The sequence below is a fragment of the Acinetobacter bouvetii genome (genome assembly GCF_902753875.1).
GTDB classification, from domain to species: domain Bacteria; phylum Pseudomonadota; class Gammaproteobacteria; order Pseudomonadales; family Moraxellaceae; genus Acinetobacter; species Acinetobacter bouvetii_A.
Map to the genome: position 1 here is coordinate 176,378 of NZ_CADDTS010000022.1, position 17,569 is coordinate 193,946.

A 17,569-nucleotide genomic window follows, 5' to 3' on the forward strand; every position below is an offset into this window, starting at 1 on the left:
AAATTAGAAGTTATATTCCATACCTAAACCAACGACAGTTTTCGTATCATCTTTAGCTAACCAATCACGTTTCTGTTGACCGACAACTCCGTAGAAGCGTGCTTGTTTATTAATATTATAATCAACACCTACGCCATATTGGTCGATTTGACGGTCAGATTTACTATCTACAGAAGTATTGGAAGATAGGTATTCAGCTTTTAATTTCCATGGGGTAGATGGAATTGCGTAAGCAGCGGTCACACCATAGGCATCTTCTTGAAGGCCTTTATATGAAGTGACTACTGCAGGTGTACCTGCCGATGTTGTTACCGTATCATCGGTAGGTTGAGCCGTTTGCCAAAGCGCACCGAAAACCAGACCATCAACACCCGCTTTAGTTAGATCAACAGAACCAGTGACCCGGACTGCATCTGAATATATGCCTGTTAAGCTGTAAGCGTTGTATTTACCTGCAACACCGAAGTTTCCTGCAACTGCTGCAGCCACGCCATAGTCTTTGTTTTCATAGCCAAGTGAAGTTGAAATGCCATCACCAAAACCATTACGTTTACCTTTTTGACCTTTAGTGTCATTGTCGGTCGCTGAATCTTCACCTTGCTGCGCCATAATATTGAATTGAAGGCCGCCAAGTAACTTTTTATCGGTTTCAAACCCGATTGCGTTACCTAAACGATCTTCACCATACAACATATTGGTCATATCGAGGTGGTTGTGATCGTTAAAAATATCCTGGTTATTTCCTGCAGCATTTTTGAAGTAAGAATCATATTGACCGGCTTTTAATGTACCGATATCGGCAAATTTAAGACCCAAGAAGCGGTTACGCATTCCCCAGTCTTTGTCTTTATTACCATCGGTTGAAACTTCCCACTCGGCCAAATACACTGCCGACATCTTATCTGTTAATTTTTCTTCGCCTTTTACCCCTAAACGCGAAGCATTAGAGTTTATTTCTGTAACGTTTTTGCCATCAAATTTACTATTGTCAACTTGGTCTAGGGTAACATTTAATTTACCGTACAAAGTTGGTGCCGCTTGTGCTGCACTCGTCCCCATAGCCGCTACAACAGCAGCGAGAAGCAGTTTTTTCATCGAGATTTCTCCAAAACACGGTTCTAAATGGCATTCGCCTTAATTAACACTTCTTTTTAGTTTGCCTAAGTACAAAAAGTTACAGAAGCTCACCAACTTGCTAAGCAGTATCTGCAAACTTTATGACAGGGAAGTGAAAGATAGATGACAGTTTTATGACGAAAAATATTGCCTTAAATAATAATTTTTATTATTTTTCAAAGTTTTAATTTTTATTTAAAAATATTGAAATAAATTATTTGAAGGATGGTTATAAAAAATGGAGCCGAAGCTCCATTTTAGACAGATTAAAATTCGAGTGAATTTTAAAGTTCGGCTTTAATTTTTTCAGCCAGTGCTTTGATTTTTTCTTGATCACCCATATGCAAGGCATGCTTGCCAAGTTCATGTACCGAACTTGGGATCAGATGGAAATGTACATGCGGCACTGTTTGACCTGCAGATGCACCTGATAGTTGCATAAGCACAATACCTTGCACATCAAGAGCGACTTTCATTGCCTGGGCAACTTTTTGCACAATCTGAATAGTATATGCTGCAGCATCTGGTGGTAGATCAAGCAAGGTAATTGCCGGTGTTTTCGGGATGACCAAGGTATGACCTTCAGCTTGTGGCATGATGTCCATGAAAGCGAGAACAAATTCGTCTTCATACACTTTAATTGCAGGAAGTTCATTACGAATAATTCGTGCAAATATATTTTGATCATCGTAAAGCATAGCGAATCCTTGGAAAGTGAATTGAGAGCTGTAATTATTTACAGTTCAATTCTTTCTGACGATCTTTGATGGCGTCAAGTCGTTGTTGCTCTTTTTCTGAAAATTTTGGCTTGGTTGTATAGCAATTGTCATTGCCAAACTTTGCCTTCGCTTCAGGATCTTTAAAGCAAAAACCTTTAGATGCATAAATGACATCATGATCATTTTTCAGTTTTTGACATTCTTGCTCTGCTGTGGCTGCAAATGCAGTCGCCCCAAAAAGAGTTGCAAAGCTAGCACACATTGCAACAGTAAACTTAGTCATGAGGGTTTCCTCTGTTAGAACATTGTGTATAGCACATCACCACAATATTAGGTTTAATTATCATTATTCAATGGCGAGTTATTACTCAAGTGTAATTTTACTCCATGATTCATACATTTTTACAGCGCTAGAAAAATCACTATCTTGCTCTGCTAAATTGCTGGCTGCCTGAATCAGACTTTGCGTCAAGGCAATCACCGGTGCTGACAGTTTAGCATCACGAACCAAATCTAATGCAATACCTGTATCTTTCGCTAGTAAAGGTAGCGCAAAGGTCAGTGGAAAGCTACGATTTAATACTCGCTGCGGTAGTACTGTTTCTGTCACGCCACTTTTGCCACTTGAGGCATTGATACAGTCCAAAGCTTCTTGCAGGTTAACACCATGGGCTTTAAGCGTAGTAAAACCTTCAGCCACTGAACAAAGATTTACAGCCAATAACATATTGTTGACCGCCTTGACGGCAAAACCCGCACCTGATTCACCCACATGTTTAATCAGTTTGCCCAAGACCTGAATAGCTGGAAGGGCTTTTTCAAACGCTGCTGCATCACCTCCAATCATCACGGTTAAGGTGGCATTTTCAGCGCCAATGGTTTGGCCACTCACTGGAGCATCCAGAAAGTCTACATTTTGTATTTTTAATTGCTTGCTGAGTTTTTTTGCTGATTCAGGGACGCCGCTGGTGCAATCTACCCAGACTGCACCAGATTTAATGCTTACACCGTTAATCAGGTCTTCTACGTCCTGACTGGTAGGTAAACAGGAGAAAATGATATCGGCCTGAACGGCCTGCTCTAGTCCGACAGCTTGTGTGCCATATTCAGCAGCATGTTGTTTGGCTTTATCGAAATTACGGTTCCAGACATAGACTGTGTCGAAATGCTTTGGTAAATGCGCTGCCATACGGTAACCCATAGCACCTAAGCCGATAAATGCAACTGACTGAATCATGATGTGTCCTTTATATTTTACTCGATCGCTGTTTGAGCCAGGTAGTCAAGAAAGGCCAGAACTCGTTGGCACTGGATTGGCTAGACATTAGCCCTAAATGACCACCGGGAATAAGAGTAAACGTGACATCCTGACTATTTGTCAATTCAATTAAAGGTTTAACTGCTTCCTGCGAGACGATCTGATCGCTACGACCTGCACCAACCAATAGGGAACAGCTTATATTTTTTAATTCGATATTCTTATCTTGTAATTTGATAACGCCAGTTTTTAGTGGATTTTGTAGCCAAACATTAAAAATCATATCCTGATTCACACCACCTGGATAATCAATCATTCGGTTCAGGAAGTTACCCATGGTAGCGTGTTCATATAAAGATTGGGTGTCATTCAGATTTGATAAAAACTGCTTCTGACTTTGAAACCAGCCTTTGGGATCAATAATTTTAAAACCCAGTGCATTCAGAATGCCGGGTGTATGAATGAGATGCTTGGGCACCATTTCTGAGTAAATCTTGTTTTGCAGAGCCTTGTTTTTGGCAATGAGTTGATTTGCTTTTTGAAACAGCTTACCTGTACGACCTGAAGCATAGCTATCAACAGGGCTACCTAATACAATCAAATTTTTCACATGATTCGGTTGGTGCAGGGCGCAATATAGCATCACAAATACCCCGGCCATACTCCAGCCATGCAATGAAATTTGATCACATTCTGCATGCGCGCGAATCTGGTCTATACAATACGGAATTGCGTCATCAATAAAAGACATGAAATTTAAAAAACGGTCTTGATAGTTGTAATGTCCCCATTCAACTAAGTAAACATCAAAGCCGCTATTCTGAAAATGTTTCACCAATGAGCGGTAAGGATATAAGTCATAAATGGCCATATTGATGGCCAGAGGGGCAACAAAGACTAAGGGCTCTTTATACTGTTTATCTGGAGAGGCGTAATAACGCACCCGGGTTTTCTTATATTCTGCAATGAGCTTATAAGGCGTTGTTTGAGACAAAACCAGTGAACGCGAATCAAATAAACGCGTAGATAAGTTTTTGAGTTTGCTCTTATGTTTACTAAGAGTTGTTTTAACTTGGAGCATTGTCAGGCGTACTGGTATATAGAGGATTGATCGAAGTGTAGGCGATATTTGCGTATTATACCTTGACCTTAAATGCCATAGACGCTCAAAATGTTGGCAATTCTTCACAAAAGGCAGTCCTCGAGACTGAGTCATACAGATGAGCCAACAAGACGACATCGAATATCAATTAGAGACTTTAGCGATTCGTACAGGTCATGACCGTACTTTTGAAGGTGAGCATAGTGAACCAATCTTCCTGACTTCATCTTTTGTTTGTGAAAATGCAGCCGATGCAGCCGCTAAATTTTCAGGACAAATTGAAGGGAATACCTATTCACGTTATACCAACCCAACTGTACAAACTTTTGAAAAACGTCTCGCTGTTTTAGATGGCGCGGAGGCAGCTGTTGCAACCAGTTCGGGTATGGCAGGTGTACATGCGGTGACTTTGGCATACTTAAAATCAGGTGATCATGTTGTTTGTTCACGTGCAGTATTCGGCTCAATCATTTCTTTATTTGAAAAATATGTCGTTAAATTTGGTGTGGACGTTACTTTTGTTGACTTAGAAGACCTAGATGCTTGGGAAAAAGCCATTCGTCCAACGACTCGTCTATTATTTATCGAAACACCATCAAATCCATTGGCACAAGTAGGCGACCTACAAGCGATTGCAGATATTGCTCATGCGCATGGTGCTTTATTTGCTGTAGACAACACCTTCTGTACGCCTGTATTGCAACAGCCAATTAAATTTGGTGCAGATCTCGTGATTTACTCATCAACTAAATATATTGATGGTCAAGGTCGTGCGCTTGGTGGTGCAGTCGTGGGTAGTGCAAAATTAATGGAAGAAATTACCGGTGTAATTCGTACACTGGGTAACTCAATGAGTCCATTTAATGCATGGATCTTCTTAAAAGGCTTAGAAACACTCAGTCTACGTATGAAAGCGCATTGTGAAAGTGCGCAAGTATTGGCTGAATGGTTAGACGCGCATCCAAAAGTGGAAAAAGTTTACTATGCGGGCTTACCAAATCATGCAGGTCATGAATTGGCGAAAAAACAACAGAAAGGCTTTGGTGGTGTTGTATCGTTTGTGGTAAAAGGCGAACGTGAAGGTGCATGGACTGTCATTGATCATACACGTTTCCTTTCAATTACCAGTAACTTGGGTGATGTGAAATCAACAATTACCCATCCAGCGACCACTTCTCATGGCAGAATGTCAGCAGAAGCGAAAAAAGCAGCAGGAATTAGCGAAGGTTTAATTCGAGTCTCTGTTGGTTTGGAAGATATTAATGATATTATTCGCGATCTAAGTCGTGGTTTAGATTTAATCTGATCGTATTGATTATCTCATTTTAAAGTTTTGTGTTCGGAGTATTTTATGAACATCAATATGTTGATGCAGCAAGCACAGCGCATGCAAAAAGATATGGAAGCCAATGTAAAAAAGGCCAAAGAAGAGCTTGCACAAACTGAAGTTCATGCTGAAGCCGGTGGTGGTTTGGTTAAAGTTACGATGACTTGCCGCAATGTCGTGAAGCGTATCGAAATCAGTCCTGAACTTTTGCAAGACGATGCTGACATGATCGAAGACTTGATTGCAGCAGCAATGAATGATGCTGCACGTCAGGCAGAAGCGATTTCTGAAGAAAAAATGAAAGGTGCAAACTCTGGTATGGGCTTGCCACCAGGTCTTTCAGGCTTGTTCTAAGGGATACGTTTAGTGTTTAGTGATCGATTTGATCAACTGGTACAAGCTTTACGTATTTTGCCAAGTGTTGGGCCGAAATCGGCTCAGCGCATGGCATTACACCTGATCATGAAAAATAGAGAAGGTGCCGTAGGGCTGGCCCATGCTTTGAATGAGGCAGCGACCTATATTCATGAATGTAGTGTTTGCCATTCCCTGACAGAAAATGAAGTCTGTGATATCTGTCTTTCACATGATCGGGATGATGCACTTCTTTGTGTGGTGGAATCACCTGCCGATGTGATGGCGATTGAGCAGAGTGGCAGTTTTCGCGGAAAATACCATGTATTGGGCGGGCACCTGTCACCACTAGATGGGATTGGACCGGAAGAAATTGGTATTCCATATCTGATTCAGCGTTTAAGCCAAGGCGCGGTTTCAGAAGTCATTCTGGCGACCAACGCGACCGTTGAAGGCCAGGCTACAGCACATTATCTGGTGGAAGCGACCAAACATTTACCTGTTCAGATGACCCGAATTGCACAAGGTGTTCCGCAAGGGGGAGAACTTGAATATGTGGATAGTCATACTTTAAGTCAGGCTGTACATAATCGGATGCGTATGAAATAAGTACATAAGTGCTTATTTCATGATTTTTAAAAAGAACAAGACTTGGGTAACATTTACTTAAAACAAACCTGAACTTATACAAAAAAAATATAAAAAATGGTTGCTTTATTATTTAAATACTCAAATATTATGAATATACCGGCTAGATATAAATTTTGTTATATCTAAATGCTATATATCGGTTAATATACTTTTCAAGAGAATCTGCTTTTAGACTCGGTAATATGTTTCAGTTCATTCAGCAACAAAAAGATTTAGAAAATATTCTGCACTTGATGGGGCAGACGTCCATTTATGGCCTAGACACTGAATTTATCAAAGTCGATACCCTGTGGCCAAAATTGGGAGTATTTCAAATCAATGTTGTGGGTCAGGTGTTTTTACTGGATGGGACAAGTCTGGATTTGTCTGCATTTTGGAAAAAACTGTTTCAGGCTCAGCAAAATATCTTTCATGCATGCAGTGAAGATATTGATTTAATTTATCATTACGCACAGCAAAAAAATCTAAGCAATGTGTTTGACACTCAAGTGGGCATGTCTTTTTTGGGACATGGGCTGCAAATGAGCTATCAAAATGCATTAAAACATATGCTTGATGTTGAAATTGATAAAGACCAGACCCGCTCGGATTGGTTGGCACGTCCACTGACTCCGGAGCAGCTGACTTATGCCGCCAATGATGTATTTTATCTGATGAATCTTTCGAATAAAATTCAGCAGGAATTGACCGATAAACATCTACTTGATTTTGCATTGGAAGATTGTCGCCATCTCACTGATGAAATTGGTGAGGAAACTCCTGTGGATATGCTGTATCACGATATTGGTAATTATCGTCATTCGCGCCGTCAATTGATGCAATTACAGCAACTGGCAGTGTGGCGTGAACAGATGGTAAAAGCTTTGAATATTCCGCGCAGTTTTATCCTGAAAAATTCGACCATGATGGATCTGGTGGAAAAAAATCCACGCAACCATTTCCAGTTGTCTAATACTAAAGATATTCGTGCAAATATTGTTCGTGATCACGGCAAAACGATTCTGGACTTGTTGAAGTTCCTACCTGAACAGGCTGAGTGGCCGCTACGTATGGCACGTCCGATTCGTCATTCTTCTAAAGAGATTGGTGAAAAAGTCGAGAATGTCATTCAGGGTGTGGCACAAGAGATTGGCGTGCCCAAAGAAGTGTTGATGCGTAAAAAATGGTTGAATGCACTGTATCAACATGTGGTATTCCATAATGACGAACAGGATTTACCGGCTTATCTGTTGGGTTGGCGTCATGATGTACTGACCAAACCGCTGATTGACGTACTGCATGCAGACGAAAATTATCTGTCTACCCAAATGAAAGTGATGGAATAATTTTTAAGCATTTCGTTTAAAGAATTAACATTTATACACAATCACGACTGATGCGTTAATAATCACTAATGTATCAGTCTTTTTTTTGCTGTATGCTTTGTCCTGAGTTTTATGAGTACTGTTTCAACTATGCACTGTTCAATTTTTAAATCTAGCAAAAAAGATGAAATGTATCTTTACATCGCCCGTCCAGCGCCAACTGAAAACGAAGCTGACGCTGTTAATCCGCTGGAAGTTTTACCGGAAGCGATGCGCGTAGCCTTTGGTCGTGCGACTTTTGTCATGGATTTAGAGTTAACTGAAAGCCGTAAACTGGCACGTGTCAATGTATTGCATGTGATTGACTCTATTGAAACGAAAGGTTTCTTTATTCAGGTTCCTCCAGAAGGCTTGATCAATCCCAATGCTGTAGCACCCGAAGGGCTTCGTGGCGCTTAACACTTCATCAGGAGTTGCAGGATGAATGGTCTTTTTTCTCTACTAGATTCAATTCCTGAAGACAGTATTGCTGTCACGGTGTATTTATTGGGAAGCGTGATTATGCTTTGGGCATGGTATGCCATTGCAAAACGCTTACCTAAGCCCGTAGGTGGAATCACCTGGATTATCGGATTTGCGATTTTACTGACACCAACAGTATCTGAAGGAAATAATGCATCTATTGCCCCGGCTATTTTTGGTCTGCTATTTGGCATATTGACCAAAGAAAAGGCTTTGATCTGGTCAAATGCAGCACTCATTCTCTTTGTAGTTGGTCTGGGTTTGGTGGTCGGGGCTTTGTGGTCTAAATACACGGCCAACAAAGCCAAATTTGTTGCAAACAAAAATAGTTCACCGCTTTAAGTAAAACAATAAGGTTAAATCATGTCTGTGGATACTCAACAATTTTCCGGTACAGATCAGTACATTGCGACTGATAGTTTAAAACTGGCTGTCAAGGCTGCTCGTAGCTTGCAAAAACCGTTGCTGGTCAAAGGGGAGCCGGGTACCGGCAAAACCTTGCTTGCAGAGCAAGTTGCTGAAAGTCTGGGGCTTGAGCTGATTACCTGGCATATCAAGTCGACAACCAAGGCACAGCAAGGTTTGTATGAATACGATGCGGTATCACGGTTACGTGATAGCCAATTGGGCGACGATCGTGTTTATGACATTAAAAACTATATTAAACCTGGAAAATTGTGGGAAGCATTCACCAGTGAACAACGCTGTGTGTTATTGATTGATGAAATTGATAAGGCAGATATCGAATTTCCGAATGACTTATTGCATGAACTCGACAAGATGTCGTTTTTTGTCTATGAAACAGGGGAAACCATCAACGCGACCCAGCGTCCGATCGTGATTATTACTTCGAATAATGAAAAAGAGCTGCCTGATGCTTTCCTGCGTCGCTGTTTCTTCCATTATATTGAATTCCCTGATGAAGCGACCATGCGCGAGATTATTGACGTGCATTTCCCACAAGTTTCAGCTGCATTGGTCAATGAAGCATTGCAAGTGTTTTTCAAGCTGCGCCAGATTCCGGGCTTAAAGAAACCACCATCAACCTCTGAACTGATTGACTGGTTAAGCCTGTTGATGGCAGATGATATGCCGGAAGATGTTTTGCGCAATCATGACAAATCCAAAGCGATACCACCATTGTACGGGGCACTGATTAAAAACGAGCAAGATGTACAATTGCTTGAACGTTTAGCCTTTATGTCACGTCGCTAAGGGAGAAACACGCATGTTTGTGCGATTGTTTTATACCTTACGCAAATACGGTGTGCCGGTATCCACGCGTGAACTGATTGACCTGAATGAAGCGGTGGCCTCAGGACTGGTTTTTGCCGATCAGGACGAGTTCTATCAACTGGCCAAAACCGTGATGGTCAAGGATGAACGCTTCTTTGACAAGTTCGACCGTGCCATGAAAGATTACTTTGATGGTATCTCGACTTTTGATCTGGATGATTTACTCAATCAGGTGCATAAATTGCCAAAGGACTGGTTTGATCTGGAACTTCTGGAAAAACATCTCACGCCTGAACAGCGCGAAGAGCTGAAAAAAGCCGGTTCCCTTGAAGAGCTGATGAAGATGCTGGAAGAGCGGCTTCGTGAACAGCACAAGAAGCATCAGGGCGGTAATAAGATGATTGGTACTGGTGGCACTTCTCCATTCGGTGCCTATGGTGATCATCCTGAAGGTGTGCGTATTGGTGGGCCCGGGCGTAAACGTTCTGCGGTGAAAGTCTGGGAACAGCGTAAATACCAAAATCTGGACGATGAGCAAATTCTAGGCACACGCCAAATGCAAATGGCACTCCGCCGTTTGCGCAAATTTGCCCGTCAAGGCGCTGCTGAAGAGCTGGATATTAACGGTACGATTCGGGAAACCGCCAAGCAGGGTATTTTAGATGTCCAGTTGGTACCTGAGCGTCGTAACCGCATCAAAGTGCTGATGTTGTTTGATGTTGGTGGATCGATGGATTCACACATCGCGCAATGTGAAAAGCTATTCAGTGCGGCCAAAACTGAATTTAAAACCTTGGAATATTTCTATTTCCATAACTGTCTCTATGATTATGTCTGGAAGGACAATATCCGTCGTTCTAATACCCGTATGAACACTTGGGATTTATTCAACACCTATGGTCGTGACTATCGGGTGATTGTGGTGGGGGATGCCAGTATGGCTCCTTATGAGCTGAACTCAGCCGGTGGTTCGGTGGAATATATGAATGATGAAGCGGGTAATGTCTGGTTACAGCGACTGCGTCAACATTTTGAAAAAACTGCATGGCTCAATCCAGAAGAAGACAGTTATTGGCATTACACCCATACCATTGGTCAGATCAAACAGATTTTTGAAGATCATATGTATCCCATGACCTTAAAAGGTGTGGAAGATATGACAAAATATTTAGCTCGTTAATCGTGTTGAAGTGGCATGTTTTTTTGCAATGAAAGGATTTAGATATGGATCATCAAATCAATGGTATCCCATTACCCAATGAGGAAGGTTTCTTTGGACAATACGGTGGTCAATTTATCCCACCGCATTTAAAAGAAGCGATGGATGAAATTAATGTAGCCTATGAAGAGATTCGCCATACTACTGAATTTCAAAATGAATTGGCTGACTTGTTTGCCAATTATGTCGGTCGTCCTAGTCCACTGTTTCATGCCAAGCGTTTGTCAGAGCAATTGGGTGGTGCACAAATTTACCTGAAACGTGAAGATTTAAACCACACCGGCGCACATAAAATTAACCATTGCCTAGGTGAAGCTCTGCTTGCCAAATATATGGGTAAAAGTAAGGTGATTGCTGAAACAGGTGCGGGTCAGCATGGTGTGGCACTTGCAACCGCGTGTGCTTTAGTTGGTATTCCATGTGAAATTCATATGGGACAAGTGGATATTGAAAAAGAACATCCAAACGTGGTCAAAATGAAAATTTTGGGCGCTAAATTGATTTCTGTTACCCGTGGTACTGCAACTTTAAAAGATGCAGTAGACAGTGCGTTTGAAGAATATTTAAAAGATCCGAAAAACTTTATTTACGCGATTGGTTCTGTGGTGGGGCCACATCCATTTCCAAAAATGGTTCGTGATTTTCAGGCGATTATTGGCGATGAAATTAAAGTTCAGACCAATGAGCGTTTTGGTTCAAATCCTGACTATATCGTGGCTTGTGTCGGTGGTGGTTCAAATGCCATGGGTGCATTCACGGCATTCTTAAATGATCCGGATGTGAAACTGGTAGGTGTGGAACCTGCTGGTCATGGTCTGGATACCAATATGCATTCAGCAACCTTAACGTTGGGTAAACCGAGTCAAATTCACGGTATGGCCTGTTATGTGCTTGAAAATGAGCAGGGTGAGCCTTTACCGGTACACTCGATTGCTTCTGGACTGGATTATCCAGGAGTGGGTCCACAGCATAGCTTATTGAAAGACCTAGGCCGTGTGGAATATAACACAGCAACCGATCAGGAATGTCTGGATGCATTTATGACACTCTCACGTGTAGAAGGGATTGTCCCTGCACTGGAAAGTTCACATGCAGTCGCTTGGGCTTTACGTGAAGCACCAAAAATGGCGAAAGATGTGAAAATTGTGGTCAATGTCTCTGGTCGTGGTGATAAAGATGCGGATTATGTTGCAGAAAAATTAGGCTTGAACTCATTATAAAATCTCTCTTTGCTAAAGGGAGATTTACTGGGATTAAAAAAACCTCTCATATAGAGAGGTTTTTTTATGGGCTTTGCATCTTAACTGGCAATATATTGCTGTAATTGATCAATCAGTTTGCGTTGATCATCCATCACAGCTTTAACCAGATCGCCAATCGAAATTAAACCGACCAGCTTTTCATTTTCAACTACAGGCAGATGACGTAAATGGCGATCAGTCATCAGGCCCAAGCAATCTTCAACACTGGTGGATTTAGTCACGGTCAGTACTTTGGCAGTCATGATTTCACTGACTGTTGTTTCTTTGGATGTACGCTCCATTAGCATGACTTTGCGGGTGTAATCACGCTCAGACAGTATGCCGACTACTTTTTCCTGATGCGTAACAACAAGTGCTCCAATACCTTTATCAGCCATAAGTGAAATTGCTTCAAGTACTGTAGACTCTGGGCTAATGGTAAAAATATTTTGCTCGGTTTTGTCCTGAATAACTTGAGCTACATTGGTCATTTATTATCTTCCTTCTTGTTCTTTATTTGACATTAAACTTAGCGCGAAATAAGAAAAATGCAAATACTTTTCAGGTCATAAATAAAAATTTACATTTTTCTGTATTTCAATTTCAACGCTGGCGAAAAACCCTAAGCGGGTTGTAAAGACTCAGCAAAAAAGAAATGGCGCATTTGCTGCGTGGTTAATTTAAATTTTTGGCTTGATGAATTGCACAACGCTGGGGTCACCTTTAAGCGTGTTAATGTCGGGAGCAGGGATTCCTGAAAATCTGCCGGAGTAATTTTTCTAGGTGTGTAGTTCGGCCAATGTAACTCGGCATATTTTTTTGCCTGAAGGCTATTCAGCCAGAATGGAAAAATAAAATCCTCATGGTCGGACATTATGGCCCAACCTTGCTGGTGATATAGGCCCCAAAGTACACCGCAGTACATCATTGATTTTAAAATCGTGATCTTAAAAAATAAATCTTTAGGAATAAGTTGTAATGAGTTAATACGATTCATACCGAAAAAACATCATGTAGTGAATTCAGGAGCTATTGTAAGAAATTAATATTAAAGTTCAGTGTAGGCTTTGCGAAACAATGTAAATAAATATGTATTATTAAAAAAAGGGATTAAAAAACGCCACCTGAGTGACGTTTTATTAAGCTTGCATTGTGGCCAGATTCTGCCAGTATTGTGCTTTGAGTGAATCACGTTCTACACGAAAACCTTGATAATAAAGTTCAGCGAGAAACAATGCTGCTTTACCATGACCAGCACGAGCCACTTCTTCCAATTTTTGAACTGCATCTGCAAAATTCATTTGAGACTGAATTGTGTTTACTGCATCTGCATATGCATGTTCTAGATCTTGATGAGAGAGTTGTTGAATCATATTAAACTCCTTATTGTAATTATGATTACTAAATAAGACTATTAAGTTTGTCTTGATACTAATTTAACTAAGTATTATTAAATTAATATTACAACCAACTTATATTGTCAAACAATATATGGGGTATTTTAGCCCTAAAACAAGTTTACATGATTAAACAATGTACAAAACTAATTTTTATTAATATAGATATGCAGGAAATTGAAAATATAAGGAGAATAACATGACAAAAACATTAGATGGTTTTACGTTTGATTTGCCTCCAACTCCAGCCCAGATTATCGAACTTGCACATCAGCACCGTAAAAATTTAGATGAAGCTGTTTTTCATCAGGAAATACATTTGGGAAATTTCTGTTTAGCGCAACGCAAAAGAGTTTACGATTTTACCCGTCAACTAGATCCGCAGCAGCGCGAAGACTTTTATGATGTTTATAATGGTGAGTTATTGCGTATTGCAGATGATGATGAACTGCATCCAGTTCATGCGGAGCGGGGCGTAGGGGTCTTTGCCATTGCACTGGTATTGGGAATTATTGCTTTGGTGCTTTATTACGCCGTGATCAGAAATGTCATGGGTTAGAAAAATCAGATAAATTGCTCAATTTCTGTTGTGAATGCATTGAAATTGAGCAAATCTGCTTGTACTTCCTTATACCGCAACCTACACTACCTTGAATTCGAGGTAGGTTATGCATATTGCAATACAAAAAATAGTTCAATTAAAATCCCAAATAAAGCTGGAACATGTCTATAACATGCTCGTTAGCACGATTATCGCGATTATTTTAATCCTCGCTTTTATTGCCCTACATAGACCGATTTCAGCAGTTCAGTTTCAAAATATTGTCAAACTTTCTGCTCAGGCGAATTATCCAGATACCCAAAAAATGGCTTTATTGCTCATGCAGCAACCTCAAGTTCCTTATGCACAATATCTTAAATTGATGCAGGCACATCATCTGGAAACACAGCGCGCTCATCAGTTACCGGCTTTTCAGGCGGAGCAATAACCGATTTTGGGATTTGCTCTTTGTTGGGTATAGGGAACTGGGGAGCTAGATTTTGCTTGAGTAGGGCTTCCAGGGCTTTTTTATCAAATTGATCACTGACGACAATAATGGTTAGCCGTTCAGGATGCAGATGTTTCCGAATGGCATTTTGCACATCTTGTGCTGTAATTTTTTCCAGCAATTGCGGATAGATGCTTAAGTAGTTTGCAGATTGGTTATAAAACCCGATTGAACCGAGTTGGGCATTAATATGGGCATTACTGTTATAATTGTTAGGAAAGGCACGCAGCATACCGGCTTTGGTGTCTTGCATTTTATTTTTATCAATTGGTTGGTTCACAAAATTGACCAATGCCTGATGAGCTATCTTTATACTGTCGAGCAGTTGATCTTGTTGGGTCGAGTAGCTAAAACTGAAGCTTCCCGGTGCCTGGCTAAATGAAAATGAACTATAAGCCCCATAGGTATAGCCACGTTTCACTCTGAGTTCTTGCATTAGGATCGAATTAAAGCCGCTTCCTCCGAACATCTGGTTAGCAACTTCAAGGGCTAAACGATCTGGGTCAAATCGTGTCGTTCCTAATTGTCCCATCATTACATGAGCCTGGCTTGACTTGAATTTAATGTGGCGAATATCAAAAGATGTTTTTTCAACTGGTTGAGCAAGGGCTTTGGCTTTTTCACCCTGTTTTAGGTTTCCTGCAATCTGTTCAGAAAGTTTGAGTGCTTCTTTACTGTTTAGTTTCCCCGTAATTGCGATATTCAGGTTTTGTGAAACCAGAAATTGCTGGCTAAACCGTTGTAGTTGTTCAGAGCTAATTTTGCTGATACTACCCTGAGTACCTGGGATGGGTTGTGCATAAGGATGTTTACCATAAAGTGCACGGTAAAACATGATATTCATCATACGGCTGGGGCTCTCCTGAATCTGTTTTTGCCCAACTTGCGTATTGCTTAAAACCAAATTGATACTGGATTTCTTGAAAGTTGAATGATTTAACACTTTCAGCATCATCGCTACGGCTGGTTCAAGTTTTTTAGGGTCAGACAAGACGCGTAATTTGACAATAAACATGTCCCGATAAGCTTGCGCACTAAATTGTGCACCAACGCGCTCAAAAGCACGGGCAATATCGTTGGCTGTATAGTTTTCTGTCCCTTCATCAATCAGTTTTGCGGCCATATTGGCAATACCGTATAAACCCGGCGCAATTTCTTCGTCACGTGCGGCACCTGCATTAAATGTCAGCTGTATATCAACCATGGGGAGGGATTTAGATTCTGCAAAGAGCGAGCGGACTTGATACTTATTGTTGAGCTCCTGAACATGGGGAGTACTTAACTGATTTTGTGCATTAATATTTTGCAGGCTTAATAACAGGGGAATAGATTGTAAATAGCTAGGTTTGTCATCGGAAAGAGGATTGAAATCGACGTCCGCTGTTGCAGATTGCCCCGCTATCAGTGAGGCAAGTAAAATAAAGGTGTATCGATTGAACATGATCAACTCCAATTATGGGGCTTTACTTTTAGGTGTAGGAGTTAGATATAAAGTACTCATATTTTCACGGTTGAAATAAAGATTCGCCACCCGCTGAATATCTTGTGGTGTCACTGTTTCAAAATATTTGGGTAGTTGATCCATTAAACGGTAACTTAAACCGTTGATTTCCAGATTTCCAATCATCCTGCTTTGACCAGCAATATCATCTTGGTTATAAACTAAATTTGAAACGAATTTTGTCGTTACCCGTTCAATTTCTGCGTGCTGAATGAGTTCTGTTTTTAACAGATCAATCTCAGCCTGAACGGATTTTTCAGCTTCTTGTAAGCTGATTCCGTCAACTGGCAGTGCGGAAATGCTAAATAGACTATCGCCACGGCTGTAAGGGTCATAAGATACACTGAGTGCGGTGAGGATTTTCTTGTCGCGCACCAGTCGATCTTGCAGACGTGAGGAAATACCGCTGTCTAAAATACTTCTGATAATAGTCAGCGCATAGGCATCTTGAGGATTTGGAGCGGTTACCAGAGAACGTACATTCCAGGCCATAAATAAATTGGGAACCTGAACAGGTAAATTCAGTTCCATATGCCGGTAACCAACATGGTCAAACTCTGATACATTATTGCGAGGCGGTATTTTTCTGGCAGGAATATCACCAAAATACTTTTGTACTTGTAATAAGGCACTTTGTGAATCGACATCACCCACAATAGTCAATATTGCATTATTTGGCGTGTACCAATCCCGATACCATTTTTTGACATCTTCCAGCTGGATATGCTGCAGATTTTTCATATAGCCGATCACCGGTTGCCGATAAGTACTGGTCGGATAAGCTATCCATTTGAAACGTTCAAAAGCCAGTACACGTGGGTTATCGTCTGTGCGCAGTCGCCGTTCCTCCATGACTACTTTAATTTCCGGCTCAAAATCTTGCTGGCGCAGTAACAGGTTAGTCATGCGATCTGCTTCAAGCTCCAAAGCCATGGGGAAATAGTTCTTGGGATAAAGTTGATAGTAGTTAGTATAATTGGTGAAAGTTGCCGCATTGATACTGCCGCCATAAATACGGCTTAAACGGGTAAATTCATCATTTGGAACCTTATTGGTGCCTTTGAACATCATGTGTTCAAGTACATGTGAAATACCTAACAAGCTGCCAGATTCGTCACTACTTCCAACGCGATACCAAATTTGTGTCATCACCATGGGTGAACGGTGGTCTTCACGGATAATGACTTTTAAACCATTTTGCAGTGTGGTTTCGAACGTGGTATGTGCCAATTCACTGCGTATTTCTGCATGTGCCAAGCCACTTTGCAGCATCAATAAAGCTAGACTGATTGATAAAATAGGCTGTTTAAAAAAAGACGGCTTTAAAAAAAGTGGGTAGTTACTTTTAAGCACAAGAATTACCCCTGTAATGAATTATATTTAACCCGAATCGCGGATAAGAAAATGACTTGAAAAATAAGAGGACTAGAGCCATCAGTTGAGTTACCACACAAAACCTAAAGCCCTAGTCCTGATGTTCAATAGTACCGAATTATTCTGCGTAATTGATGATTTCTTTCTGAAATTTGAAGCAACTTATTGGAAATTTCTCAAACAAAGCCGTCATTCGTTA

The 17,569-nt window shown here is 40.9% G+C and carries 21 protein-coding genes and 1 pseudogene; 12 read left to right on the plus strand and 10 right to left on the minus strand.

The window, feature by feature from the left end; genetic code table 11:
• Positions 1-3: 3 nt before the first annotated feature.
• The 5 genes from FB6_RS05945 to FB6_RS05965 form a co-directional block, all read right to left on the minus strand.
• Positions 4-1,095, minus strand: coding sequence for a porin (locus FB6_RS05945; RefSeq protein ID WP_174559114.1), 1,092 nt, complete (start codon positions 1,093-1,095; stop codon positions 4-6).
• Positions 1,096-1,400: 305 nt separating this feature from the next.
• Positions 1,401-1,814 (minus strand): HIT family protein, encoded by a 414-nt coding sequence (locus tag FB6_RS05950; protein WP_174559115.1) that lies wholly within the window; start codon positions 1,812-1,814, stop codon positions 1,401-1,403.
• A gap of 34 nt (positions 1,815-1,848) precedes the next feature.
• Entirely contained in the window at positions 1,849-2,118 is a 270-nt protein-coding gene (locus tag FB6_RS05955) for a YARHG domain-containing protein (protein ID WP_174559116.1), read from the minus strand.
• A gap of 81 nt (positions 2,119-2,199) precedes the next feature.
• Entirely contained in the window at positions 2,200-3,072 is an 873-nt protein-coding gene (locus tag FB6_RS05960) for an NAD(P)-dependent oxidoreductase (protein WP_174559117.1), read from the minus strand.
• Between the two features lie 10 nt (positions 3,073-3,082).
• Positions 3,083-4,174 carry an alpha/beta fold hydrolase gene (locus tag FB6_RS05965; RefSeq protein ID WP_174559118.1) on the minus strand — a complete coding sequence of 364 codons (1,092 nt, stop codon included), beginning with the start codon at positions 4,172-4,174 and terminating at the stop codon, positions 3,083-3,085.
• Between the two features lie 139 nt (positions 4,175-4,313).
• On the opposite strand from FB6_RS05965, the gene FB6_RS05970 reads away from it, so the two are divergent.
• From FB6_RS05970 to trpB, 9 genes are all read left to right on the plus strand, one after another.
• Positions 4,314-5,501: an O-succinylhomoserine sulfhydrylase gene (locus tag FB6_RS05970; RefSeq protein ID WP_174559119.1), complete on the plus strand. Its 1,188-nt coding sequence runs from the start codon at positions 4,314-4,316 to the stop codon at positions 5,499-5,501.
• A 45-nt stretch (positions 5,502-5,546) separates the two neighbouring features.
• A complete protein-coding gene (locus FB6_RS05975) occupies positions 5,547-5,876 on the plus strand; it encodes a YbaB/EbfC family nucleoid-associated protein (RefSeq protein WP_174559120.1) in 330 nt (109 codons plus the stop codon).
• A 12-nt stretch (positions 5,877-5,888) separates the two neighbouring features.
• Positions 5,889-6,485 (plus strand): recombination mediator RecR, encoded by a 597-nt coding sequence (gene recR, locus FB6_RS05980; RefSeq protein WP_174559121.1) that lies wholly within the window; start codon positions 5,889-5,891, stop codon positions 6,483-6,485.
• A gap of 224 nt (positions 6,486-6,709) precedes the next feature.
• Complete coding sequence (locus FB6_RS05985) at positions 6,710-7,852, plus strand: ribonuclease D (protein WP_174559122.1); 1,143 nt, start codon at positions 6,710-6,712, stop codon at positions 7,850-7,852.
• 129 nt (positions 7,853-7,981) lie between these two features.
• Positions 7,982-8,290, plus strand: a complete 309-nt coding sequence (locus FB6_RS05990; protein WP_174559141.1) for a YcgL domain-containing protein — start codon at positions 7,982-7,984, stop codon at positions 8,288-8,290.
• Positions 8,291-8,311: 21 nt separating this feature from the next.
• A complete protein-coding gene (locus FB6_RS05995) occupies positions 8,312-8,695 on the plus strand; it encodes a hypothetical protein (protein WP_174559123.1) in 384 nt (127 codons plus the stop codon).
• A 21-nt stretch (positions 8,696-8,716) separates the two neighbouring features.
• Complete coding sequence (locus tag FB6_RS06000) at positions 8,717-9,568, plus strand: AAA family ATPase (RefSeq protein WP_174559124.1); 852 nt, start codon at positions 8,717-8,719, stop codon at positions 9,566-9,568.
• A 13-nt stretch (positions 9,569-9,581) separates the two neighbouring features.
• A complete protein-coding gene (locus FB6_RS06005) occupies positions 9,582-10,769 on the plus strand; it encodes a vWA domain-containing protein (RefSeq protein ID WP_174559125.1) in 1,188 nt (395 codons plus the stop codon).
• A 44-nt stretch (positions 10,770-10,813) separates the two neighbouring features.
• Positions 10,814-12,028, plus strand: coding sequence for a tryptophan synthase subunit beta (gene trpB, locus FB6_RS06010; RefSeq protein ID WP_174559126.1), 1,215 nt, complete (start codon positions 10,814-10,816; stop codon positions 12,026-12,028).
• 80 nt (positions 12,029-12,108) lie between these two features.
• Here the strand turns inward: trpB and FB6_RS06015 are convergent, their stop codons facing one another.
• From FB6_RS06015 to FB6_RS06025, 3 genes are all read right to left on the minus strand, one after another.
• Positions 12,109-12,540 carry a CBS domain-containing protein gene (locus tag FB6_RS06015; RefSeq protein ID WP_174559127.1) on the minus strand — a complete coding sequence of 144 codons (432 nt, stop codon included), beginning with the start codon at positions 12,538-12,540 and terminating at the stop codon, positions 12,109-12,111.
• 131 nt (positions 12,541-12,671) lie between these two features.
• Positions 12,672-13,046, minus strand: coding sequence for a DUF2750 domain-containing protein (locus FB6_RS06020; RefSeq protein ID WP_174559128.1), 375 nt, complete (start codon positions 13,044-13,046; stop codon positions 12,672-12,674).
• A gap of 142 nt (positions 13,047-13,188) precedes the next feature.
• Positions 13,189-13,422: a hypothetical protein gene (locus tag FB6_RS06025; RefSeq protein ID WP_067724773.1), complete on the minus strand. Its 234-nt coding sequence runs from the start codon at positions 13,420-13,422 to the stop codon at positions 13,189-13,191.
• Between the two features lie 223 nt (positions 13,423-13,645).
• Here FB6_RS06025 and FB6_RS06030 point away from each other — a divergent pair, with 223 nt between their 5' ends.
• Both FB6_RS06030 and FB6_RS06035 read left to right on the plus strand, forming a co-directional pair.
• A complete protein-coding gene (locus FB6_RS06030; RefSeq protein WP_174559129.1) occupies positions 13,646-14,005 on the plus strand; it encodes a hypothetical protein in 360 nt (119 codons plus the stop codon).
• 175 nt (positions 14,006-14,180) lie between these two features.
• Complete coding sequence (locus FB6_RS06035; RefSeq protein ID WP_368034401.1) at positions 14,181-14,435, plus strand: hypothetical protein; 255 nt, start codon at positions 14,181-14,183, stop codon at positions 14,433-14,435.
• Here FB6_RS06035 and FB6_RS06040 read toward each other — a convergent pair.
• Together FB6_RS06040 and FB6_RS06045 are read right to left on the minus strand one after the other, a co-directional pair.
• Positions 14,362-15,936: an insulinase family protein gene (locus tag FB6_RS06040; RefSeq protein WP_174559131.1), complete on the minus strand. Its 1,575-nt coding sequence runs from the start codon at positions 15,934-15,936 to the stop codon at positions 14,362-14,364. The genes FB6_RS06035 and FB6_RS06040 overlap by 74 nt on opposite strands.
• 12 nt (positions 15,937-15,948) lie before the next feature.
• Positions 15,949-17,268, minus strand: a complete 1,320-nt coding sequence (locus FB6_RS06045) for a M16 family metallopeptidase (protein WP_174559132.1) — start codon at positions 17,266-17,268, stop codon at positions 15,949-15,951.
• A 202-nt stretch (positions 17,269-17,470) separates the two neighbouring features.
• Here FB6_RS06045 and FB6_RS06050 point away from each other — a divergent pair.
• Positions 17,471-17,569: pseudogene (locus FB6_RS06050) on the plus strand (IS982 family transposase); the annotation flags it as partial.